Genomic DNA, 21,931 nt, shown 5'->3' with positions numbered 1-21,931 from the left:
CCCCATACCCCCGGAGTATTTTCGGAAAGATGAAAGCCGGAGGGCCGGTTTTCAGAAAGGATACGAAATGTATGAATTCGAGTTCGAGAAACCAGCGACCATATCTGAAGCGGTGGCGGCGCTGGCGGATGAGGACGCGCAGGCGCTGGGCGGCGGGCAGACGCTGATCCCGACGCTGAAACAGCGGCTGGCGATGCCGTCGAAACTGGTGAGCCTGGCGGGGATAGAGGGGATGAAGGGTGTCAGCGGCGGTGACGGGATGCTGAGCATCGGCGGCGCTACAACCCATGCGGAGGTGGCCGAAGCTGCGGCAGATGCCTATCCGGCATTGGCAGCATTGGCGGGCCAAATCGGCGATCCGGCAGTCCGGAACCGCGGCACCATCGGCGGCTCATTGGCCAACAACGACCCCGCAGCCTGTTATCTGGCGGCGGCGCTGGGCAGCGGTGCAACGATTATGACCAACCGGCGCGAGATCACCGCGGATGACTATTTTCGCGGGCTGTTTGAGACCGCCTTGGAAGACGGCGAGATCATCACCGCGGTGCGCTTTCCGGTGCCGCAGAAGGCCAGCTATCAGAAGTTCCTGCAGCCGGCCTCGCGCTTTGCTTTGGTCGGGGTGTTTGCGGCGAAATATGCGGCGGGCGTACGGGTGGCAGTGACCGGCGCCTCAGAGGAGGGCGTATTCCGCTGGAATGAGGCCGAAGCCGCGCTGGATGCGGATTTTTCGCCGGAGGCGCTTGATGGACTCAGCGTGGATGCCGGCGGCATGATGGCGGACCTGCATGGCTCCAAAGCCTATCGCGCCCATCTGGTCGCGGTGATGGCCAAGCGCGCCGTGGCGGCGGCCGCTTAATGTTTTGAACAAAGCAGGCACCGGGATGCCGGTGTCTGCCGAATGCGGCGGCTAGTGCCGCAGGTAGCCGGAGATTTCCTCCAGCAAGGTCTGGGTCTTGCCTGACAATTCGCGGATTTCGGTTGCGATAACCGCAAACCCCTTGCCCATATCGCCGATCCGCGCCGCCTCGATCGAGGCGTTGAAGGAGATGAACTTGATGTTGCGGCCAACCCCTTCGGCATTGGCGATGGTTGTGCGCATGTTCTGCTCGCGCTCTTCCTCGCGCATCTTCTGGGCGTCGCATAAGGTCTGGACCATCTGGCTGAGAAAGCCGGAGACAGCTGGTTCCAGCCGGTAAAGGCAGAGGCCCGCAAGGTCCGGGATCCGGCGCACATTCTCCAGCGGGCCGCCCTCGGGCCGGGAGGTGGCGCTGTGCAGGGGGCCGAGCACGTCCAGGCAGGCTTGGCGCTTGGCTTCCAGATCCTTGGGCAGGTTGTAGCTGCACTCCTGCAACAGGCTGTCCAGGTCGCTGCTGAGCATCGCATGGGCCGCCGCAATGCGCTGCACCGACAAGGTCAGAACCTCCGTGGCGTTGCCGCCATCCGCGCCTTTCGGATCCTGGGCCAGGGCCAGCAGCGACAGCGCGGCGATGCGGCTGGGGCCGACGGCCATGAAAGCGGTGTTCTGTACGTCGGATAAACTTTTCATGCCTGCACCTTAGTGACCATGAAGACCCTTCTACCGGGCAGGCGTTAAGGCAGCGCTAACTGCGATGGCTTTGGCAAAAGAAAAGCCCCGCAGCGGCACTGCGGGGCTGGATACCTGTCTTGAAGGCGGCCGGATTACTTGTTCGGCAGCGGGCCGATCATCATGATCATCTGACGGCCTTCCATCTTGGGCATGTTTTCGACCTTGCCCAATTCCTTGATATCTTCCGCAACCCGTTCCAAAAGCTCGCGGCCCAGGTTCTGGTGCGCCATCTCGCGGCCCCGGAAACGCAGGGTGACTTTCACCTTGTCGCCGTTCTCCAGGAACTTGTAGACGTTGCGCATTTTCACATCATAGTCATGAGTGTCCGTGTTGGGACGGAACTTGACCTCTTTGACCTCGATGATCTTTTGCTTCTTGCGGGCTTCGCTCTCGCGTTTCTGCTGTTCATATTTGAACTTGCCAAAGTCCATGATCTTGCACACGGGCGGGTTGGCATTGGGCGAGATTTCCACCAGATCCAATCCGGCCTCGGCGGCCATTTCCATGGCTCTGGCGGGGGTCACAACCCCTGCGTTATCGCCATCGGCGCCAATCAGGCGGATTTCAGAGGCACGGATTTTTTCGTTGACGCGCGGGCCGGTGTCGCGTTGCGGCGGCGCGTTATGAGGTCTGCGGGCTATGACTGCGATCCTTCTGTCATTGCAAAAAGTGCGGGAACGCTACTGCCCCCGCGCATGTGATTCAAGGCTTATAGGCGGTATGGCGGCAGGAAAGCCGCATTTCAAGGCCGCATATTGCAAATGGCCCTGAAAACAGGCGCAAACCCTGGCCGGACGGCAGCGTGGCGCTGCGGGATGGCATCCTGAAACGGTGGGAATGCGGCGGGGTTCCGCCAGTTGCGGGACCGGCCGGCGGCAGCTGGCCGCCCGTGATGCAGGCTTAGGAAACTTCCCCCTTGAGTGCTGCGCTGCCGCGCGCCATCTGGCAGGCAGATGCTGCGGATGGCGCGGCCAGGCCGGCCAAGCCGGTTAACGGAAGGAGTGTATTATGAAACAGTTATTGATCCTGATTGCGCTGGGGGCTGCTGCCGTGGGCGGATATGTGCTGCTGAACAGCCAGGACGCGCAGGACCCTGCGCCCGCTGAGGCGCCGGCCGTGCAAGAAGAACAGAGCAGCACAGCGCCGGAAGCGGCAGACGAGGACAGCACGGCGCCGGCTGAGCAGGCGGTGGAAGATGCGGCGGACGCCGTTGAGGGTGCCATCGAATCCGGTGCCGAAGCTGCCGGCGCAGCTGTTGATGCGGTGCAGGATACCGTAAGCGAAGCCGCAGAAGCGGCGGCAGAAGCGGCAGGGGATGCGGTTGATGCAGCCCAGGGCACGGCGGGTGCTGCATCGGATGCCGTCCAGGACACCACTGACGCTGCCACCGATGCCGCCGCCGGCGTTGCGGATGACGCCGCGGATGCCGCAGGCTCTGCTGTGGATCAGGCGGGCGAGGCTGCCACCGGCGCAGCAGAGACCGCCGCCGGCGCGGCTGAGGCCGCCCAGGACGCCGCATCCGAGGCGCTGGACAGTGCAGCCGGCACCGCACAGGAACTGCTGAACCAGCCCGGTTCGGCGGAAACCGAAAGCACTGCAGGCAGCGAGTGAGCCAGGCCGTAAGCTAAGCCAGGCCGTAAGCTAGGCCAGGCCGTAAGGCACGAAACGCAACCGGCGGCAGGCATCATGCCTGCCGCCGGACGTCTGCGGCCGGAACTTACTGCCGCGGATCAATGGGGGCGGGCCTGCGCTTGCTGCGCAACACGGGCCATATGGTCCAGCGGGGCCTGGCCGCCGGGCTGCGGCTGCGGCGCCAGAAAGGCCAGGAAGGTCTCCCAGCCGGCACTGTTGCCGCCTTGTTTGCGGGCGCGCTGGATTTGCAGCTGGGCAATACCAATCAGGTCCAGCGGCTTGACACCGTCGTAGGCGCTGCCGGTGATGGTGGCCAGATGGCTGCGGAACCGCTTGCCCATGGAATTCAGCAGCAGCATCGGCGAGGTCACCGGATGGCCGGCCTGCACCAGCGCGTCAAACATCTCGTCAATGTCGCCGGGGGCAATGGCGCGCGCATCATAGCGGGCCTTGACGCCGGCAATCCGCTCGGGGACCGTCGGCTGTACCTGGCCGGGACGGGCCTGGAACCCTGCAACCGCTGCCTTGACGCGGGCTTTGCCTGCCTCTGTTCTGACGGACTGGAATACGGGCGGCTGCCCCGAAGTCAATTCGTTCTGCATTTCTTGCTGCTCCGTTCTGGATCTCAGCAACCGGAATACAGAATCATCCCCAACAAAAGATAAACGGGAGGCGGCAGCCTCCCGTCAAAACAGTGTCAAAATCCGGGCAGCGCCCCCGGTGCGCCCGGCGCGGGATCAGTCGAGAAAGGCTTTTTCGACCACGAAATGCGCCGGTTTCGAATTGGCGCCTTCTTCCAGCCCATAGGTGTTCTCGAACAGATCCTTGAGTTCCAGGTTGAAGGCCAGGTTGCCGCAGATCATCGCGCGGTCGCTTTCCGGGTTCAGTGGCGGCACGCCAAGTTCCGCAAACGCCTCGCCCGAGCGCATCAGGTCGGTGATGCGGCCCATCTTCGGGCTCTCTTCGCGGGTGGTGGTCGGGTAATATTTGATCTTCTTCCAGAAGCCTTCGCCGATCACCTCGTTCAAGAGCTCGTCGTCCTTCAGGCTCTCGATCAGCTCGCGGCCATAGGTCAGCTCACCCGCGGTGCGGCAGGTGTGGGTGATGATCACCTCGTCGTAATCCTCATAGGTCTGCGGCTCGCGCAGCAGGCTCGCAAAGGGCGCAAAGCCGGTGCCGGTGGCAAAGAACCAGATCCGCTTGCCGGGCAGCAGCGCGTCATGCACCAGGGTGCCAACGGGTTTGGGGCGCAGGATGATCTCGTCGCCCGGCTGGATGTGCTGCAGGCGCGAGGTCAGCGGGCCGTCCTCGACCTTGATCGAGTAGAACTCCATTTCCTCGTCCCAGGACGGCGAGGCGATGGAATAGGCGCGCAGCAGGGGTTTCACCTTGCCGGTCTTGGGGTCGGGATCGTTCATCAGGCCGATCATCACAAATTCGCCCGAGCGGAACCGCAGCGAGGCCGGGCGGGTCACCTTGAAGGAGAACAGCTTGTCGGTCCAGTGCTTCACTTGCGTGACGGTCTGGGCATCGGGCAGGGCGGGCTTTGCCTTTTCGGGCGCGGCGTTGGTTGCAATGTCGGTCACGGGTGTCATCTCATTCATCGGGTCCACTGCCGGAGGAGTAGCCGGCACCTCTGATTAGTCTTTGATACAGGTCAGGAAAACCCCTTGTTTTGCGAAACCGGCCCCGCGCAGGACGCAACGGAACCGGTCTGGCAAAGGTTTTCCCAGGCTCGGGAGGGCTGGCTTAGCGGGCAGCGGTGCTGCCGCGCAGGCGGGCCTGATAGCTGTGGTCTTTCCAGTTGGCACGGGCCAGCCACTGGTCTTCGGGCTGGCGGGCGGCGAGGTCGTCAGACAGCTCCACCTCGTCAAAGCCGGAGCGGCGGGCCATGGCGTATTGATCGGCAATCACATGGCCAAAGGCGCGCAGGCGGCCCTGATAGCCCCGCAGCCGCAGCTGGCGGGCCAGGGTAAAGCCGCGGCCGTCGGCAAAGCTGGGGAAGGCAACCCGCACCAGCGCCACGCCGTCCAGCGACACATCGTTCAGATTGGCATCCGAGGCCAGCTCCAGCACGTCTGCGCCCTCAAAGCCGGTGGTCCAGTCGTCGGGGGCAAAGCCCGTGTCGGTCACGATAACAGTCATCTCACTCACGCTCCTGTGCGTACCATTTGGCCGTCCACCACGTGGATGCCGCATTCTTCCTTGTTTTCCCCGCGCCACCGGCCGGCGCGCGGGTCTTCGCCTTCCTTGACCGGGCTGGTGCAGGGCGCGCAGCCGATCGACGGATAGCCCTTGGCCACCAGCGGATGGCGGGGCAGGCGGTTTTCATCCATATAGGCGCGCACGTCTTCGGGCGCCCAGTGGGCCAGCGGGTTGATCTTGAGCCGCCCGGTTGATCCTCCTGGGCCGTCCTCGACCTCGAAAAACTCGAGCGCGGCACGGGTGCCGGCCTGGAACCGCTTGCGGCCCGTAATCCAGCCGTCATAGCCCGCCAGCGCCTTTTGCAGCGGCACGGTCTTGCGCAGGGTGCAGCAGGCGTCCTTGTCGCTGAACTTCAGGGCCCCATAGGGGTCCTTCTCGGCGATGTCGTCGGCGCGGATGATGCGCACATTGCGCAGGCCCAGCCGCTCGCTCACCTCCTGCTGATAGATCAGCGTCTCGGTGAACAGCAGCTCGGTGTCCACGAACAGAACCGGCGTCATCGGGTCGATGATCGCGGCCATGTGCAGCAGCACCACGGATTCCGCGCCGAAAGAGGAAACCAGAGCGATATGCCCCGCATCCCGCAGTGCGCCCTGCATCACCGAGGTGGCCGAATGGTGGCGGAAGCGCGCATTCAGCGCCTCCGCCTTGGCGGCCAGCTCCCGATATCGAGGGCTGACAGGCTCCCCGGCGGGTTTGTTTCCGGCTGTGTGGAACATGGGTCAGGCGACCTTTTTCTGGGCCTCGGGATAAAGCGCTGCCTTGAACGGCTCCATGCCGATCCGGCGGTAGGTCTCAAGGAAGGTTTCCTCAGACCCCTCACGCTGGGCCATGTAGACCTCAACAATGCGCTCTACTGCGGGCACGATCTCGTCATAGGCAAAGCCGGGACCGGTGCGGGTGCCGATGGCCGCCGTTTCAGTCGCGTCGCCGCCCAGGGTGATCTGGTAGTTCTCCACCCCTGCACGGTCCAGGCCCAGGATGCCGATATGGGCAACATGATGGTGGCCGCAGGCGTTGATGCAGCCCGAGATCTTGATCTGCAGATGGCCGATGTCGTGCTCCATCTTCAGCTCGTCAAAGCGGGTTGCAATCTCCTGCGCGACCGGGATCGAGCGGGCGGTTGCCAGCGCGCAATAGTCCATGCCCGGGCAGGCGATGATGTCCGAGATCAGGCCGATGTTGGCGGTGGCCAGGCCGTTTGCCTTCAGCGTGGCGTGGATCGCCGGCAGGTCGTTCTTGTGGACATGCGGCAGGATCACGTTCTGCTGGTGGCTGATGCGCAGCTCGTTATAGGCGTATTGCTCGCCCAGATCCGCCATTACCCGCATCTGCTCGGCAGTCGCGTCGCCCGGGGTTGCCCCGTGCGCCTTGATCGAGATGGTCACGATGGCGTGGTCGCCCTTGCGGTGTTCGGCCAGATTGGTGTCGGCCCAGGCGCGGAACACCGGGTCGTTTGCGTAAGCCGTGTCAAACGCTTCCGTGGAACCGGAGCGGAACTCAGGTGCCTGGAAATGCGTCTTGATCTCTTCCAGGTGCTGCTGGTCGGTGCCGTCGTACTGGCCGCGGATCGCCATAAAGGCCTCCTCGGTCATCGCGCGGTAGGTGTCGATGCCGTTCTCAGAGACAGTGATTTTGATGCGGGCTTTGTACTTGTTGTCGCGCCGTCCCAGCACGTTGTAGACGGTCAGAACCGACTCCAGATAAGGCAGCAGATCCGCCTGCGGCAGGAATTCGCGCAGCACCTGGCCGATCATCGGGGTGCGGCCCAGACCGCCGCCAACAACAACCTTGAAGCCGGTCTTGCCGTCCTGTTCCACCACTTGCAGACCCACGTCATGCGCCTTGATCACGGCGCGGTCGTTGCCGCTGCCGGTGATGGCGATCTTGAACTTGCGGCCCAGGAACTGGAATTCCGGGTGGTCGGTGGACCACTGGCGGATCAGCTCGGCATAGGGGCGGGGGTCAGTCAGCTCATCCGCGGCGGCACCGGCGAAATGGTCGGCGGTGGTGTTGCGGATGGTGTTGCCCGAGGTCTGGATGGCGTGCAGGCCGGCCTCACCCAGCGCGTCCAGCATATCCGGAATGTCGCGCAGTTTCGGCCAGTTGTACTGGATGTTTTGGCGGGTGGTGAAATGGCCATAGCCCTTGTCCCACTTTTCCGCCAGCAGCGCCAGGGTGCGCATCTGGTTCGGGTTCAGGGTGCCATAAGGCACCGCGACCCGCAGCATATAGGCGTGCAGCTGCAGGTAGACGCCATTCATCAGGCGCAGCGGCTTGAACTCGTCCTCGGTGAGAGAGCCGTCGATGCGGCGCTCGACCTGGGCGCGGAACTGGGCGTTGCGTTCGGCCAGGAAGGCTTCGTCGAACTCGTTGTACTTATACATTGGCTTCAGCCTCCTGCTTGCCATGGAAGTAGTTCGAGGGGCCGGTGCGGCGGAAGTCCTCGCGGAAATGGGTAGGCTCGGGGCCGTTCGGCCCTGCTTTGGCGTCGGCCAGATAGGCGCCGACGATGCGGATGTTCTGCTTTTCTGCGTCCAGCAGGCGCAACGGCGCGACGGCCTCGTCGGTGATCAGCTCAGCCTGTGCTATGTCACGGGTCCAGCTGTCGTCAGCGGTGAAATAGATCACGTCGCCTTCGAGCAGGTCGTTGGCGGTGATGACTTTGGGGGTAAAGGCGCGGGCCATTATGCAAGCTCCGTTTTGAGGTCGTTCAGGGCGGCGGCCGCTTTGCGCGGCGCGAGGCCCAGGAAGGTGAGAGCCGGGCCGTCAAAGCCAGCCGCATCAAGGTCGGCAGGCAGACGGTCCAGATTGGTTTCCAGCACCCGCTGTTCAGGGCGCGAGGCGTTCTCGACAATGGTCACCGGCGTGGCGCGGTCCGCACCGTGCATGATCAGGCGGCCCTGTACGAAGCGGGCGGATTTCTTGCCCATGTACACTGCGGCCACCTCGCCCGGACGCGCCAAGGCGGCCCAGTCGTGATCAGCAAAGCCGGTCATCGCGTGGCCGGTGATGAAGCGCACCGAGGTGTTGCGCCCGCGCTGCGTCAGGCTTTGGCCGATGCCGGCCACGGCAGCCGACGCAGCGGTGATGCCGGGGATGATCTGCGTGGCGATGCCAGCCTCTTCGCAGGCGGTCAGCTCTTCATCCAGGCGGGCAAAGATGGTGGGGTCGCCAGCCTTCAGCCGCAGCACCCTTTTACCGGCCTGGGCATGGGCGACCAGCCGCGCGTTGATCTCGTCCTGACTGACCTGCGCACCAAAGCCTTCCTTGCCGACATTTTCCAGCACCGCTTGCGGGGCGGCCAGCGCCATAATCTCATCGCTGACCAGACGGTCAAAAAGAATGACATCCGCCTCTTGCAGCGCGCGCAGGGTTTTGACGGTCAAAAGGTCCGCATCGCCGGGGCCGGAGCCTGCAAAGACAACCTGGCCCGCAACCATACAAGCCATGCTGCCGCGGGTGTAAGCGGTGGCGTTGGCGGCAGGTATATTATGTGCAGGCATCTTGGCGGCCTCTCCAGTGTGTTTGACTTGAGGTTAGATATAGGAAATATTCCCGGTATTGCGCTATATACCTGCGGAAATAAGAACACTGGTTTTACCGCAAAGAGACATTGGGCCGATTGGTCCTCACAATAGGAGAAAACAGGAATGACGGTGCGGATCGACGCCACTGACCGGAAAATTCTGGCTGAACTGCAGCGCGACGCTGGCCAGTCGCTGGACGAAATCGCCCGTCAGGTGGGCTCCTCCAAGACCCCGGTGTGGAATCGCATCCGCAAGCTGAAGGAGGCTGGTGTGATCGGCCAGCAGACGGTGCTGCTGGATGCCGAGGCGCTGGGGTTCGAGGCCTGTTTCTTTGTTCTCATCCGCACGTCCGAGCACGAGGCAGACTGGCAGGCCAAATTTCTGCAAGCGCTGCGCGACCGCCCCGAGGTGCAGGAGGCCCACCGGCTTGCGGGCGACATCGACTATATCCTGAAGGTCCGGGTGCAGAATGCGCGCGCTTATGATGTGTTCTATCAGGCGCTGATTGCCGAGGTGCGGGTGCATAATGTGACGGCGCTGTTGTCGATGGAGGAGATCAAATCCACAACGATGCTGCCGCTGCAACCCTAAGGACTTGGGTATTTAAGACCAGAAAGAAGCAGGGAAGATGGTCTGCTTCTTTCTGGTCCGAAAACACCCCGGGGTTTGGGGCAGAGCCCCATATCAAGCGTGCGTTTGGGGCAGAGCTCCAAGTCAGACCGCAACCAGCAACCGGGTCAACCCGTGGAAGTGGTAGGTATTTGAATACTCCGGCGCTGCCGCCAGTTTCAGATCCGGGCAGCGGCCGAACAGGATCGGCAGGGCAATCTGCATTTCCAGCCGCGCCAGCGGGGCGCCGACGCAGAAATGCAAGCCGCCGCCAAAGCTTTTGTTCACTTTGGGCGGGCGGGCCGGGTTGAAGCGGTCCGCGTCGTCCAGTGCCGCCGGGTCGCGATTGGCGGCGGCCAGCAGCAAGGCCACCTGATCGCCGCGCTGGAAGGTATGGCCGAAGACCTCGGCCTCCTCATAGGCGTAGCGGGTAAACATATGCAGCGGCGGGTCATATCGCAGGATCTCCTCTACCAGCCCGTCAATGCCATCGGGCGCCAGCCACGCCGGGTCCCAGCCCTGCTGCAGCATGGTTTTCACACCGTTACCCAGGGAGTGCACGGTGGCCTCGTGGCCTGCATTCAGCAACAGGATGCAGGTGCCGATCAGCTCATCCGTTGACAGCTTGTCGCCTTCCTCCTCAGCCGCGATCAGCCGGGTGATCAGGTCGTCGCGGGGATCGTTGCGGCGCTCATCGATGTAGCTGCGCAGGAACTCCGTGAACTGTTGCGAGGCCTTGGCGGCGGCGTGTTCGGTCTCTTCGGTGCGCGACGCCTGATACATCGCCACCATCCTGTGCGACCAGTCCAGCAACTGCGGCGCCATGTCCTCGGGCACGCCCAGCAGGCGGCAGATGGTGATCACCGGCACCTGGGTGCAATAGGCCTCCAACAGGTCGAAGGGCTGGTCCGGGAAAGCGTCGATCAGCTGGTGGCACAGATCCTTGATATCCGGTTCCAGCGCCGCGATCTCGCGCGAGGTGAAGGCGCGCAGCACCAGCCGGCGCAGGCGGGTGTGGCGGGGCGGCTCGGCGTCCAGCATTGAGTGCGCTTCAACCGCCAGAAAAGGGGCGAGATGGGCGGGGCCTTCTGTCCGCATCTCTTCCGGCATCTCGCGGCCGAAGCGGCGGTCGCGCAGCAGCATGTGCACGGCGGAATGGCCAAAGGCGGCAACCATGCCGTAGTCCTGCCAATGGTGCAGCTGGCCCTGGACCTGGGCGGCGGCGTAGAACGGGTAAGGGTCCTGTACAAAGGCCGGATCGGTGGGGGATTGGATTAAAGTCTTCATATACCGGTTGTTGCCGTTGCATCTGGTCAATGCAAGGGCCGCTTTGATAACGTGCCGCAATGAAAACACAGCAATTCCTTCGCTGGAGCCTGCCTGCCGGGTTTCTGTTGGCCGTGGCGGCATTGGCGCTGATGGTCTGGTCTTATGGCTACCGTCAGGCGCTGGACAGCCTGGCAGAGCGCAGTGCGGCGGATCTGGCCTTGGCGTCGGACAGGGTCAGCACCCAGCTGCAGGTCTATCAGGAACTGGCGGTTTTGACTGCCGGACACCCGGCGCTGGCGGATTTGTCCACGCCCGCGGCGCAGGACGCGGCGGCGGAGCTGCTGCGCGCGGTTGCGGACAAAACCGCGGCGCTGGATGTGTTTTTTGCCGCTGCGGACGGCCGGGTGCTGGCGGCAGCCGAAGGGGTGTCCGGGCCGGATGTTGCGGATCAGGCCTATTTTATGCGTGCCATGCAGGGGGCCATGGGCACCGGCCACGCGGTATTGCAGCCGGGCGGGCGGCGGGCCTATTTCTATGCCGCGCCAGTGTTTCAGCCTGGTGGTGTGCGCGGGGCGCTGGTGGTTGCAGCGGATGTGAATGACGTGGAGCAGACCTGGCGCGGCTCGCTGCCGGCGGTATTCTTTACCGGCATGAGCGGCGAGGTGTTCATTTCCAACCGGTCCGAATTGCTGTTCTGGCAGCGCAGCGCGGCGGGAGAAACCCCGCGTGTCACCGGCAGGGACGGCTATGCAGGGCATGAAATCTGGAGCCTTGAGGGCAGCCCCTATTTGCCCGGCCGCGCACTGCATCTTTCAGTGGATTTGCCGCTGATTGGGATGACAGGCGAAATTCTGGTGGATGTCGCACCTGCCCGGCGGATCGCAGCCTTGCAGGCGGCGGCGCTGGCGGCGGTGTGCCTGGCTCTGGGCGCCATGCTGTTCATCGTGATGGAGCGCCGCCGCACCCTGGCCGATGCCAATGCGGTGCTGGAAAGCCGGGTGGAAAAACGGACCAAGGCCTTGTCTCTGGCCAATGACCGGCTGCGCCGCGAGGTGGGCGAGCGCGAGGAAGCCGAAGCCGCGCTGAAACGCGCCCAGGAGGATCTGGTGCAGGCGGGCAAACTGTCCGCTTTGGGGCAGATGTCGGCGGGCATCAGCCATGAATTGAACCAGCCCCTGATGGCGATCCAGCAATATGCCGAAAACGGCGCCGCCTTTCTGGAGCGGGGCAAGGCGGAGCGCACTGGCGAAAACCTGGGCCGGATCGCCGACATGGCGGTGCGGATGGCGCGGATCATCAAGAACTTGCGTGCCTTTGCCCGTAATGAGAGCGAGCCGATGGGGCAGGTCGATCTGGTGCAGGTGATCGGCGCGGCGGTGGAGCTGACGGCCCCGCGGCTGAAGGCGGACGGCATCGATCTGCGCTGGCGCCCCGAAGCCTGCGGCGGGCCGGTTTATGCCTGGGGCGGCGAGGTGCGGCTGACGCAGGTGTTTGTGAACCTGATCAACAACGCGGCGGATGCAATGCAAGGGCAATTGGAGAAGGTGATCTCAATCTCTGTCGAAAGCGGTCCGCGGCTGCAGGTGCGGGTGCAGGACAGCGGCCCCGGCATCAAGGAGCCGGAAAAGATGTTCGAGCCGTTTTATTCCACCAAGGCGGTGGGCAGTTCGGAAGGCATGGGGCTGGGGCTGTCGATCTCATACGGGTTGGTGCAAAGCTTTGGCGGTAACATCCGCGGAGCCAATACCGGCGGCGGCGCGGTGTTCACAGTGGAACTGGAGCCATGGCGCGAAGGTGCTGAAAAGGGAGATGCCGCATGACCCGCAAGGTGCTGCTGGTGGATGACGACGCGGCGGTGCGCGAGGCGCTGGCGCAGACCTTGGAGCTGAATGATCTGGAGGTGGTCGCCTGCGGCTCGTTTGTGGCGGCCAAGGATCACATTACTCCGGCGTTCGGCGGCATCATCGTGTCGGACATCCGGATGCCGGGGCGGGACGGGTTTCACCTGCTGGACTATGCCCGCAGCATGGATGAGGAATTGCCGGTGGTGCTGCTGACCGGCGAGGGCGACATTCCGATGGCGGTGAAGGCGATGTCGCAGGGGGCGTTCGATTTCCTGGAAAAACCCTGCGCCGCAGCCGATTTCCTGCCGGTGCTGGAACGCGCCCTAAAGACCCGCGCGCTGGTGCTGGAAAACCGGCGGCTGAAGCATCAGCTGGAGACCGGCGATCCGGCGGCGCGGCTGTTGTTCGGCACCTCGCCCCAGGCCATGGAAATGCGCCAGCGGGTGCGCGCAGTGGCGCCGACAGGGGCGGAGGTGCTGGTCACCGGCGCGCCGGGCAGCGGTATTTCCAAAGTGGCGGAGGTCATTCATCTGATGTCGCCTGCGGGGCAGGGGCCGTTTGTGAAACGCCCCGCCGCAGGGCTGGCCGCAGAGACGGTGGCGGAGCTGTGCCAGGAGGCGGCGGGCGGCTCGCTGTTTCTGGACGAGCTGCAGGCGCTGCCCGAAGCGGCGCAGTTTGCGCTGCTGGCGCAATTGGAACAGGGCAGCGGGGTGCGGATCATTGCGGGCTCCAGTGCTGGTCTGGCGGATAAGGTGCAGGCCGGCGGGTTCAGTCCGGACCTGTTTTACCGGCTGGATGTGATGCGGGTGCGGATCCCCTCTTTGGCCGAACGCCCCGGTGATATTCCGGTATTGTTCCGTCATTACGTGGCGCAGGCGGCAGAGCAGGCGGGGATCGGGGCGCCGGAGATTTCGCAGGGCCATCTGGCAGCTCTGATGGCGCAGGACTGGCCGGGCAATGCGCGATCCTTGATGTCGGCGGCAATGCGGTTTGTGCTGGGCATGCCGGAAGAGGCCGCCGCAGCGGCAGGGCTGGGTCTGGCGGAGCAGATGGCGCAGGTCGAGCGCTCGCTGCTGATTGCGGCGCTGGGCCGGGCCAATGGCCGCGCGGCTGCAGCCGCGGAAGCGTTGAGGCTGCCGCGCAAGACGTTTTATGACAAGCTGGCCCGCTATGGCATCCGGCCCGAGGACTACCGCCGCTGAGGGCGCTGGCGGCCGGGGTCTTGCGGTTCGTTCTGTCCGGCGCTGAAACCGGGGTAGTCAAGGAGGCGGCGCCGCCGGAAACCCCGGAAGGGGGAATGGGGGCGGAGGGAGGACGGGGGGTAAGCCCATGTTCGCTGAAGCCTTCGTTCGGGACGCCCCTGCACCCGATGAAGAGGTGGTCTTGGGGCCCTGTGGTCTCCTGTTGGTGCGGGGTGTCAAACCGCACCGGTGTCGCGACGGGAATGACTATCGCAAGCCAGGGTTAAGGAAGCGCAAGCGGTGCGTGCGGTGGGGGCGGCCGCGGCGCAACACCCCGAAGCGCGCGTGCCGGGCCAGGCTGGGATGCCTCCGGCGGGGATATTTTCGGCAAGAGGAAAAAGGCGATTCCCGGCTTGCTAAGTCTAGCGCTAACATTTGTGCGGTTTTCCGCACAAAGCCCGGAATGCCCTGTGCGGGATTTCGCACAGCTTGCGGCAGGTGCTGCTGATGCGCTTTTGATGTGTCTCGTAAGTCCATGCAAAGATGCGGAGAATCCCGCGACCGCGTGATTCCCGAATCAACTGTTGAGCGGGTTTCCGCAACTTGGGATGCTCTGGGCGGGCTTCAGCCATGCGCTGAATGCAACATCGGATTCAGAGATGATTTTTCTGGGAGGAAAAGACCATGAAATTCCTGACCACCGCCGCCACCGCAATGGCACTGACCGTCACCGCAGGCGCTGCAAGTGCTGCCTGCGACGACGGCGAGATCGTGGTGAAGTTCAGCCATGTCACCAACACCGACAAGCACCCCAAGGGGATTGCCGCCTCGCTGCTGGAGAGCCGCGTGAACGAAGAGATGAACGGCACCATGTGCATCGAGGTCTATCCGAACTCGACGCTGTACAATGACAACAAGGTGCTGGAAGCGATGCTGCAGGGCGACGTGCAGCTGGCCGCGCCGTCCTTGTCGAAGTTTGAGAAGTTCACCAAGCAGTTCCGCCTGTTCGACCTGCCGTTCATGTTCAAGAACATCGACGCGGTGGATGCGTTCCAGGGGTCCGAAACCGGCCAGGAGATGCTGGACTCCATGCAGCGCCGGGGCCTGCAGGGGCTGGCCTATTGGCACAACGGCATGAAGCAGATGTCGGCGAACAAGCCGCTTGTCGAGCCCACGGATGCCAATGGGCTGAAGTTCCGGGTGCAGTCCTCGGACGTGCTGGTCGCCCAGATGGAAGCCATCGGCGGCTCGCCCCAGAAGATGGCATTCTCGGAAGTCTACGGCGCGCTGCAGCAGGGGGTTGTGGACGGGCAGGAAAACACCTGGTCCAACATCTACGGCAAGAAGTTTTTTGAGGTGCAGGACGGTGTGACCGAGACCAACCACGGCGCGCTGGACTATCTGGTGGTGACGTCCGTGGACTGGCTGGACAGCCTGGACCCGGCGGTGCGCGACCAATTCCTGACCATCCTGAATGAAGTCACCGCGACCCGGAACGCTGAATCCACCAAGGTGAACGGCGAAGCACGCCAGGCGATCATCGACGCCGGCGGCGTGGTGCGCGAACTGACGCCCGAGCAGCGTGCGGCTTGGGTCGAGGCGATGAAGCCGGTCTGGGAGAAGTTCGCAGGCGACGTCGGCCAGGAGAAGATCGACGCGGCGCAAGCCATCAACGCAGGCCTGTAAGTCAGGCCCGTATCCGGGAGGCCCGCATCGGGGCCTCCTGACTGCAGGCGGCGCGGGGATCCGCTGCCTGCACCCCTTTTCCGCAAAATTTGGGAGGCAGCCATGGCGGGATCCAGAACTGGCCCGAGCGGGCTTATCAACGCACTCGAAGAAACTCTGATCGCGATCCTGCTGGGGCTGATGACGGCAATAACATTTGCCAATGTCATCGCGCGGTTTGTGTTTAATTCCAACATTCTGTGGGCGCTGGAACTGACCGTGTTCCTGTTTGCCTGGCTGGTGCTGCTGGGCGCGTCTTATGCGGTGAAAGCGCATGCGCATCTGGGCGTTGATGCCATCGTCAACATGCTGGCGCCGGGCGCGCGCCGCGCGGTGGGCTTGTTTACCGCCGCCTGCTGCATCGTGTTCTCGTTGCTGCTGCTGAAAGGCGCTTATGACTATTGGGCGGTGTTTGCGGATCTGCCGCCGACCTCGGGGCGCTGGTTCCCGACCGGGTTTGACATGAAGGCACGCAGCCAAAGTTTTTACGAAGTGCAGGATGTGCCGATGGTGGCGGTCTTCAAGTTTCTTGAGGACCTGATCAACTACGGCGATTCCTACGAAAAACTGCCGAAAGTGGTGCCGTATGTGGTGCTGCCGGTGTCGATGCTGCTTTTGGTGTTCCGCTTTATTCAGGCGGCGTTTCAGATCGCGCGCGGTGATGTGGACCGGCTGGTCGCCAGCCATGAAGTGGAAGATGAGCTGGACGCCGTGCGGGCGCAGCGCGGGGAGCATGACTGATGGAAGTGGTAATTCTCTTTGCTATGGTGATCGGCCTGTTGCTGATCGGGGTGCCGATTGCGGTGTCGCTGGGTCTCAGCTCGACGATTTTCCTGCTGATCTACTCCGACAGTTCGCTGGCGAGCGTCGCGGGCACGCTGTTTGAAGCCTTTGAGGGGCATTTCACCCTGCTGGCGATCCCGTTCTTCATTCTGGCATCGTCGTTCATGACCACGGGCGGCGTGGCGCGGCGGATCATCCGGTTTTCGATTGCCTGTGTCGGCCATCTGCCGGGCGGGCTGGCGATTGCGGGCGTCTTTGCCTGTATGCTGTTTGCAGCGCTTTCGGGGTCGTCGCCTGCAACTGTGGTGGCCATTGGTTCCATTGTGATCGCTGGCATGCGCGAGGTGGGCTACTCCAAGGAGTTCGCGGCAGGTGTGATCTGTAACGCAGGGACGCTTGGCATCCTGATCCCGCCGTCGATTGTGATGGTGGTCTATGCAGCCGCGGTTGAGGTTTCCGTCGGCCGGATGTTCCTGGCCGGCGTCATTCCGGGTCTGATGGCCGGGCTGATGCTGATGGTGACCATCTATGTGATGGCCAAGGTCAAGAACCTGCCCAAGGGCGAGTGGAAGGGCTGGGGCGAGATCTTTGAGTCGGCGCGGGACGCGGGCTGGGGATTGTTCCTGATCGTGATCATTCTGGGCGGCATCTATGGCGGCATCTTTACTCCGACCGAGGCGGCGGCAGTGGCGGCGGTCTATGCTTTCTTCATCGCCAGCTTTGTCTACAAGGACATGGGACCGCTGTCGAATGGTGAGGGCAAGGCAAAGACGCCGCTGTTGCGCAAGCCTTATGCACTGCTGACTGCGTTCCTGCACAGCGATACCAAGCACACGCTGTTCGAGGCGGGCAAATTGACCGTGACGCTGCTGTTTGTGATTGCCAATGCGCTGATCCTGAAACATGTGCTGACCGATGAGCAGGTGCCGCAGCAGATTGCAACGGCAATGCTGTCGGCAGGCTTTGGCCCGGTGATGTTCCTGATCGTGGTCAATGTGATCCTGCTGATCGGCGGCCAGTTCATGGAGCCTTCGGGCCTGCTGGTCATCGTTGCACCGCTGGTGTTCCCGATTGCGATTGAGCTGGGCATTGATCCCATCCATCTGGGCATCATCATGGTGGTGAACATGGAGATCGGCATGATTACCCCTCCGGTTGGCCTGAACCTGTTTGTGACCTCGGGCGTGGCGGGGATGCCGATGATGGGGGTGGTGCGGGCGGCGCTGCCGTTCCTCGCGGTGCTCTTTGTTTTCCTGATCATGATCACCTATATCCCCTGGCTGTCCACTGTTTTGCCAAATGCGGTGATGGGGCCGGAGATCATAACCAAGTAAGGCATTGCAGAAAAGAAAACGGCGCCCGGTTGTTCGGGCGCCGTTTTGCGTTTTGCGGCAAAATTCTTCGAAGAATTTTGCCAAGAAAATTCGAATTTTCTTGGCTCAGGCGGCCTCAAGCGCGGTGATGATCGGGGAGAAATCCGCGGCCTTGAGACTGGCGCCGCCTACAAGTGCTCCATCGACATTGGAAACAGCAAAGATCTCACGTGCGTTCGATGGCTTGACCGAGCCGCCGTAGAGCAGGCGGATGGCCTCTGCGGTCCCGGCCCCGAAGCGGGTGGTGAGTTCGGCGCGCAGGAAGTTGTGCACTTCGGAAATTTGCTCAAGCGTCGGCACTTTGCCGGTGCCGATGGCCCACACCGGTTCGTATGCCACAACGGTGTTTTTGCCGGTGGCAGAGGCCGGGACGGAACCTGCAAGCTGAGTGCCAACCACCTTCAGCGTGTCGCCGCCTTCGCGCTCGGACAAGGTTTCACCGATGCAGATCACCGCAGTGAGGCCTTCTGCGAGGGAGGCTTCGGCTTTGGCGCAGATCTGGGCGTCAGTTTCGCCGTGGTCGGCGCGGCGCTCGGAATGGCCGAGGATCACGGCGGAGGCGCCGGCGTCTTTCAGCATGGCAGCTGACAGATCGCCGGTGTGGGCGCCGGAGGCGTTTGCGTGGCAGTCCTGGCCGCCGATGGCGACGGCGCTGCCTTTGGCGATTTCAGCCGCGCGCGACAGCAGGGTTGCCGGCGGGCAGATCAGGATGTCCGCAGCCGGGCCGGTGTGGCTTTCGGCCAGGGCTGCCAATTCACCCAGGCTGTCGCCGGTGCCGTTCATTTTCCAGTTGCCTGCTGCCAGTTTCCGCCGCATGGGGGATGCCTCCGATCCTCGTTATGTGGGCGTGACAGGTAACACCAGCGGCGGAGTGGCGCAATTCGCTTGGCCGGGGACCGGCCACAAAAAGGGCGGGGAAGACCCCGCCCGCTGATTGCGTCCCGTCTGGACCGGATCAGGCGCCGGGCAGTTCCTTGAAGCTGATCGATTCGCCGCAGCCGCAGGCATCCGCGACATTGGGGTTGTTGAACTTGAAACCGCTTTCCAAGAGCGTCACCTCATAGTCGATTTCGGTGCCGAAGAGGAACATCTGCGCCATCGGCGCGATCAGGATGCGGGCGCCGTCCTGTTCCACCACTTCATCGTTGGCAGAGGGCTCGTTGACGTATTCCATGGTGTATTCCATGCCCGCACAGCCGCCTTTCTTGACGCCGATACGCAGGCCGGCATGGCCATCCTTGGCCATCAGCCTGGCGATCTGCGCTGCTGCCTTGGGCGTCATGGTCACAGCTTGTTTGCCGGGAATGCCGAACATGGGGTTCTCCTTACACTTAGTCCCTATCTAGGGCTGGTGCTGCCGCGGCTCAACCCCGCAAACGTCCAGGCAGGCAGGTAACATGTATTCTGTATGCGGATTTTCAACGGGGAGCGGCCTGAAACCTGCGCTGCCGCCGATCACAGGCCAATGGTGTCACAGTCCCATACAATTTGCATAGTAGGTGACGGTGGCAGGCCAGTCGGAAAAAACGCCTTCGACACCTGCGTCCTGTGCCAGAACGTCCAGCAACTGGTAATACATGCCGTCGCCGCGGCTGAGGCCTGCGAGCGACTGGAAATACCATTCGCCGCCCTGCAGCGGGCCGGAGCGTTCCAGCGTCCAGGTGATCAGCCGCAGCCCGGCGGATTTAGCGGCAATGGCATAGGCGGAGGGGATAATGCGGCCGTCCTGTACGGTCACCAGCATCCAAAGGGGCGGTGCCAGGTAATTGACGCCCTGCGCCTTCAGTGCCGCGAAGTCATAGGGGAATGTTGCCGGATCGGTGTGATCAAACCCCTCGTGGCGGTAGCTGCCGTCGAGCAGCACCGCCTGGCGGCCGAACTCCGGTTCGTGTTCGATCCAATAGAGGATATCGTCCAGGCTGAAGCTTTGTACCCAGACGTCGGCGGGTGCGATGCCGGCGGATTTATAATCATCAATTAGTTTCTGCGCGAAATCCTGTTGCGTGAAGCCGTTAAAGGGCATCGGGACTGCGGGGGCCTTCAGCTCGGGCATGAATTTGGCGCCGAGGCTTTGCAGCAGGCCGATCGACTCGGCATGGGTCAGGGTTTGGGCGTTGCCGCCGTAAAGCGTGCTGCGCCACGAGGGAAGGCCGCCCTGATAGTCCCGCGGCGTGGCTGCAAAGGGATTGGCGCTGTCCATTTTCGGGCGCAGGCTGCGGAATTCGTCCAGGGTCAGATCGGAGCTGCGGCATTCGGCGCTGGCGGGGGAATTGAATGCATGCGGAGAGAAGGGCTGGATGCAGCGGTCCGCCAGGGGCGAGGTCAGGATGTCCGTGGTCCGGTGCAGATCGTTCTGCGCATGGCGGCAGACCAGTTCCAGGTCGCGGGTGAAGGTGACGTCGCATTCCAGAATGCCCGCCCCCATGGCGGCAGCGGCGCGGTGGCCTTCGGCGGTGTGTTCGGGAAACATCAGCGGCGCGCCGCGGTGGCCGATGGAGAAATCCGTGCGCGCCGGGGTCTGGCCTGCGCAGGCCTGCAGCCTGTCCTTGAGCGCACCTTCGGGCAGCTGGCTGATCAGATAGGCCGGGCGCGGGCCGTAGCTGAAGGCCGGAGGCTCCGCAGTGCCGGGAGCAGGAAGCAGCACGAGGACCGCGGACAGTAAAGCAACGGACAGCAGGGCTAGGCGCATGGGGCGGCTCCGGGTCTAGGGCTGCCGCACATTAGACGCGCGGGCCCGAAAATGAAAAGGCCCCCGCAGATGCAGGGGCCGGATCCGGGCACAGGCTGTGCGGGCTTACATGAAGCCCAGTTCCAGGCGGGCCTCGTCGGACATCATCTCCATGCCCCACGGCGGCTCCCAGGTGAGTTCGACGTCAACCGTTTTCACCCCCGGCACCGGCGAAATGGCGTCGACAAGCCAGCCCGGCATCTCGCCCGCAACCGGGCAGCCCGGTGCGGTCAGGGTCATGATGATCCTGACGTCGTTCTCGTCATTGATGTCGATCGTGTAGATCAGCCCCAGCTCGTAGATGTTCACCGGTATTTCCGGGTCATAGACAGAGCGGCAGGCGTCGGTCACGGCCTCGTACAGCGGATGGCTGACGGAGGAGGGCGCGATCAGCGGTGCGCCTTCAAGCGGTTCGGAAGGGTTGGTCATGGGGATCCCGGTCTGATATTCCGACGATTTATATAGGGAATGTACGGCCCGGCGTCCAGAGGCGGCGCACACCGCAGCGGGAATGTTCTGTTAACCGCCTGTTCGTGAAAATTTGATTTGATGGGGTGAGCGCGCTAAATTGTGGCTCCCCCACGATGATTTTGTAAACGCTGCCCGAAGGATGCGGGCCGTGCGCCGCTGTCCGGCCACGGAGCTGCTGTGTGCGGGCAGGAGCGGAGAGAGGCCATGCCAGGGAAAACCACGACCCGCAGATGCGCGAATTCCGCTGCCCTTGTGCTGGCGGGCAGCTGCCTGGCCGTGGGCGGGACGGCAGGTGATGCCCGGGCACAGGGGGCATGGCGCTGGCAGCTGACGCCCTTTGTGCTGGCACCATCGGTGGAGGGGACAACAGAGCTGGGGCAGGCAGGCGGCGGTCTGTCGATTGATGCGGGCGATGTGTTTGATCAGCTGCAGGCCGGCGGGATGCTGGCATTTGAGGGGCAGCACAGCAGCCGTTTCGGTTTCCGGCTGCGCTATGCGGTGATGGATTCGGACCGGACAGCGGAAAGCTTTGCCGGTGCGGTGGCTGCTGCCTATGATCAGAACATGGCTGAGGCAGTGGTGACCTATAGTTTCGGGCAGGGGCGGGACCGGTTTGAGGTCTTTGGCGGGCTGCGCCACTGGGATGTGGATGTGACGGCCTATCTGCCGGGCGGCGCGGTGCGGCGCGGCGGCGCATGGACCGATCCGATTGCCGGGCTGCGCTGGGAGCGGCGGCTGTCGCCTCGGTTCAGCCTGTCCTTGGAGGGCGATATCGGCGGCTTTGGCGCCGGGTCCGATCAAAGCTGGTCGGCCATGGGCGGGCTGATTTACGACCGCTGGGAGCGGGCCTCGATCTATGTGATGTACCGCGGGCTGGGGGTGGAGTATCAGGACGGCATCCGCGGCACGGACAGCTTTTTCCGCCATGATGCGGTGACTCACGGGCTGCTGGCGGGGGTGGGGTTCAGGTTCTGACACGGGCCGGGCCGCTGT

At 63.3% G+C, this 21,931-nt stretch carries 23 protein-coding genes; 9 read left to right on the top strand and 14 right to left on the bottom strand.

All coding sequences use genetic code 11. The annotated features are described in order from the left end of the window. Nucleotides 1-67 precede the first annotated feature (67 nt). Entirely contained in the window at nucleotides 68-856 is a 789-nt protein-coding gene (locus K3557_RS11110) for a xanthine dehydrogenase family protein subunit M (protein ID WP_259993878.1), read from the top strand. A 51-nt stretch (nucleotides 857-907) separates the two neighbouring features. Here K3557_RS11110 and K3557_RS20475 read toward each other — a convergent pair whose 3' ends face one another. Together K3557_RS20475 and infC are read right to left on the bottom strand one after the other, a co-directional pair. After that, on the bottom strand, nucleotides 908-1,546 hold the full coding sequence (locus tag K3557_RS20475; protein WP_311198470.1) for a methyl-accepting chemotaxis protein: 639 nt from the start codon (nucleotides 1,544-1,546) through the stop codon (nucleotides 908-910). Between the two features lie 134 nt (nucleotides 1,547-1,680). Beyond that, on the bottom strand, nucleotides 1,681-2,229 hold the full coding sequence (infC, locus tag K3557_RS11100; protein ID WP_027258497.1) for a translation initiation factor IF-3: 549 nt from the start codon (nucleotides 2,227-2,229) through the stop codon (nucleotides 1,681-1,683). 367 nt (nucleotides 2,230-2,596) lie between these two features. Here infC and K3557_RS11095 point away from each other — a divergent pair, with 367 nt between their 5' ends. Further along, nucleotides 2,597-3,199 carry a hypothetical protein gene (locus K3557_RS11095; RefSeq protein WP_259993877.1) on the top strand — a complete coding sequence of 201 codons (603 nt, stop codon included), beginning with the start codon at nucleotides 2,597-2,599 and terminating at the stop codon, nucleotides 3,197-3,199. Between the two features lie 119 nt (nucleotides 3,200-3,318). On the opposite strand, the gene K3557_RS11090 is transcribed toward K3557_RS11095, so the two are convergent. The 7 genes from K3557_RS11090 to cobA all read right to left on the bottom strand — a co-directional run bounded on the left by K3557_RS11090 (nucleotide 3,319) and on the right by cobA (nucleotide 8,868). Further along, the gene (locus K3557_RS11090) at nucleotides 3,319-3,822 is read right to left on the bottom strand and encodes a hypothetical protein (RefSeq protein ID WP_259993876.1); all 504 of its coding nucleotides are present in this window, start codon (nucleotides 3,820-3,822) and stop codon (nucleotides 3,319-3,321) included. A 135-nt stretch (nucleotides 3,823-3,957) separates the two neighbouring features. Next, the gene (locus K3557_RS11085; RefSeq protein WP_259993874.1) at nucleotides 3,958-4,824 is read right to left on the bottom strand and encodes a ferredoxin--NADP reductase; all 867 of its coding nucleotides are present in this window, start codon (nucleotides 4,822-4,824) and stop codon (nucleotides 3,958-3,960) included. Between the two features lie 145 nt (nucleotides 4,825-4,969). Further along, nucleotides 4,970-5,365 carry a DUF934 domain-containing protein gene (locus K3557_RS11080; RefSeq protein WP_259993873.1) on the bottom strand — a complete coding sequence of 132 codons (396 nt, stop codon included), beginning with the start codon at nucleotides 5,363-5,365 and terminating at the stop codon, nucleotides 4,970-4,972. Nucleotides 5,366-5,370: 5 nt separating this feature from the next. Further along, a complete protein-coding gene (locus K3557_RS11075) occupies nucleotides 5,371-6,144 on the bottom strand; it encodes a phosphoadenylyl-sulfate reductase (protein WP_259993872.1) in 774 nt (257 codons plus the stop codon). A gap of 3 nt (nucleotides 6,145-6,147) precedes the next feature. Beyond that, nucleotides 6,148-7,812, bottom strand: coding sequence for a nitrite/sulfite reductase (locus K3557_RS11070; protein ID WP_259993869.1), 1,665 nt, complete (start codon nucleotides 7,810-7,812; stop codon nucleotides 6,148-6,150). Further along, a complete protein-coding gene (locus K3557_RS11065; RefSeq protein WP_259993868.1) occupies nucleotides 7,805-8,113 on the bottom strand; it encodes a DUF2849 domain-containing protein in 309 nt (102 codons plus the stop codon). The genes K3557_RS11070 and K3557_RS11065 overlap by 8 nt, the downstream gene beginning before the upstream one ends. Next, nucleotides 8,113-8,868, bottom strand: a complete 756-nt coding sequence (gene cobA / locus K3557_RS11060) for a uroporphyrinogen-III C-methyltransferase (protein WP_259999617.1) — start codon at nucleotides 8,866-8,868, stop codon at nucleotides 8,113-8,115. The genes K3557_RS11065 and cobA overlap by 1 nt, the downstream gene beginning before the upstream one ends. Nucleotides 8,869-9,078: 210 nt before the next feature. On the opposite strand from cobA, the gene K3557_RS11055 reads away from it, so the two are divergent. Beyond that, nucleotides 9,079-9,546 (top strand): Lrp/AsnC family transcriptional regulator, encoded by a 468-nt coding sequence (locus tag K3557_RS11055; protein WP_027258505.1) that lies wholly within the window; start codon nucleotides 9,079-9,081, stop codon nucleotides 9,544-9,546. Between the two features lie 123 nt (nucleotides 9,547-9,669). On the opposite strand, the gene K3557_RS11050 is transcribed toward K3557_RS11055, so the two are convergent. Next, nucleotides 9,670-10,851: a cytochrome P450 gene (locus K3557_RS11050; protein WP_259993867.1), complete on the bottom strand. Its 1,182-nt coding sequence runs from the start codon at nucleotides 10,849-10,851 to the stop codon at nucleotides 9,670-9,672. A gap of 59 nt (nucleotides 10,852-10,910) precedes the next feature. Between K3557_RS11050 and K3557_RS11045 the strand changes: the two genes are divergently transcribed. The 5 genes from K3557_RS11045 (at nucleotide 10,911) to K3557_RS11025 (ending at nucleotide 17,700) form a co-directional block, all read left to right on the top strand. Further along, nucleotides 10,911-12,653 (top strand): ATP-binding protein, encoded by a 1,743-nt coding sequence (locus tag K3557_RS11045; protein ID WP_259993866.1) that lies wholly within the window; start codon nucleotides 10,911-10,913, stop codon nucleotides 12,651-12,653. Beyond that, on the top strand, nucleotides 12,650-13,879 hold the full coding sequence (locus tag K3557_RS11040; RefSeq protein WP_259993865.1) for a sigma-54 dependent transcriptional regulator: 1,230 nt from the start codon (nucleotides 12,650-12,652) through the stop codon (nucleotides 13,877-13,879). The genes K3557_RS11045 and K3557_RS11040 overlap by 4 nt, the downstream gene beginning before the upstream one ends. 663 nt (nucleotides 13,880-14,542) lie before the next feature. Further along, nucleotides 14,543-15,544: a DctP family TRAP transporter solute-binding subunit gene (locus K3557_RS11035; protein WP_259993864.1), complete on the top strand. Its 1,002-nt coding sequence runs from the start codon at nucleotides 14,543-14,545 to the stop codon at nucleotides 15,542-15,544. A 102-nt stretch (nucleotides 15,545-15,646) separates the two neighbouring features. Then, nucleotides 15,647-16,324 carry a TRAP transporter small permease gene (locus tag K3557_RS11030; RefSeq protein ID WP_259993863.1) on the top strand — a complete coding sequence of 226 codons (678 nt, stop codon included), beginning with the start codon at nucleotides 15,647-15,649 and terminating at the stop codon, nucleotides 16,322-16,324. Next, nucleotides 16,324-17,700 carry a TRAP transporter large permease gene (locus K3557_RS11025; protein WP_259985338.1) on the top strand — a complete coding sequence of 459 codons (1,377 nt, stop codon included), beginning with the start codon at nucleotides 16,324-16,326 and terminating at the stop codon, nucleotides 17,698-17,700. The genes K3557_RS11030 and K3557_RS11025 overlap by 1 nt, the downstream gene beginning before the upstream one ends. Nucleotides 17,701-17,805: 105 nt before the next feature. On the opposite strand, the gene tpiA is transcribed toward K3557_RS11025, so the two are convergent. The 4 genes from tpiA to K3557_RS11005 all read right to left on the bottom strand — a co-directional run bounded on the left by tpiA (nucleotide 17,806) and on the right by K3557_RS11005 (nucleotide 20,896). After that, nucleotides 17,806-18,555, bottom strand: coding sequence for a triose-phosphate isomerase (tpiA, locus tag K3557_RS11020; protein WP_259993862.1), 750 nt, complete (start codon nucleotides 18,553-18,555; stop codon nucleotides 17,806-17,808). 139 nt (nucleotides 18,556-18,694) lie between these two features. Continuing rightward, nucleotides 18,695-19,054 carry an iron-sulfur cluster assembly accessory protein gene (locus tag K3557_RS11015; protein WP_129371313.1) on the bottom strand — a complete coding sequence of 120 codons (360 nt, stop codon included), beginning with the start codon at nucleotides 19,052-19,054 and terminating at the stop codon, nucleotides 18,695-18,697. 156 nt (nucleotides 19,055-19,210) lie between these two features. Next, nucleotides 19,211-20,428 (bottom strand): glycerophosphodiester phosphodiesterase family protein, encoded by a 1,218-nt coding sequence (locus K3557_RS11010; RefSeq protein ID WP_259993861.1) that lies wholly within the window; start codon nucleotides 20,426-20,428, stop codon nucleotides 19,211-19,213. A 105-nt stretch (nucleotides 20,429-20,533) separates the two neighbouring features. Beyond that, complete coding sequence (locus K3557_RS11005; RefSeq protein WP_129371311.1) at nucleotides 20,534-20,896, bottom strand: SUF system Fe-S cluster assembly protein; 363 nt, start codon at nucleotides 20,894-20,896, stop codon at nucleotides 20,534-20,536. A 246-nt stretch (nucleotides 20,897-21,142) separates the two neighbouring features. On the opposite strand from K3557_RS11005, the gene K3557_RS11000 reads away from it, so the two are divergent. Beyond that, a complete protein-coding gene (locus K3557_RS11000; RefSeq protein ID WP_259985325.1) occupies nucleotides 21,143-21,913 on the top strand; it encodes a hypothetical protein in 771 nt (256 codons plus the stop codon). The last annotated feature ends 18 nt before the right edge of the window (nucleotides 21,914-21,931 follow it).

The organism is Leisingera sp. M523, assembly GCF_025141335.1.
In the GTDB taxonomy this organism is placed as follows: domain Bacteria; phylum Pseudomonadota; class Alphaproteobacteria; order Rhodobacterales; family Rhodobacteraceae; genus Leisingera.
This window is presented reverse-complemented; position numbering and strand designations above follow the sequence as displayed.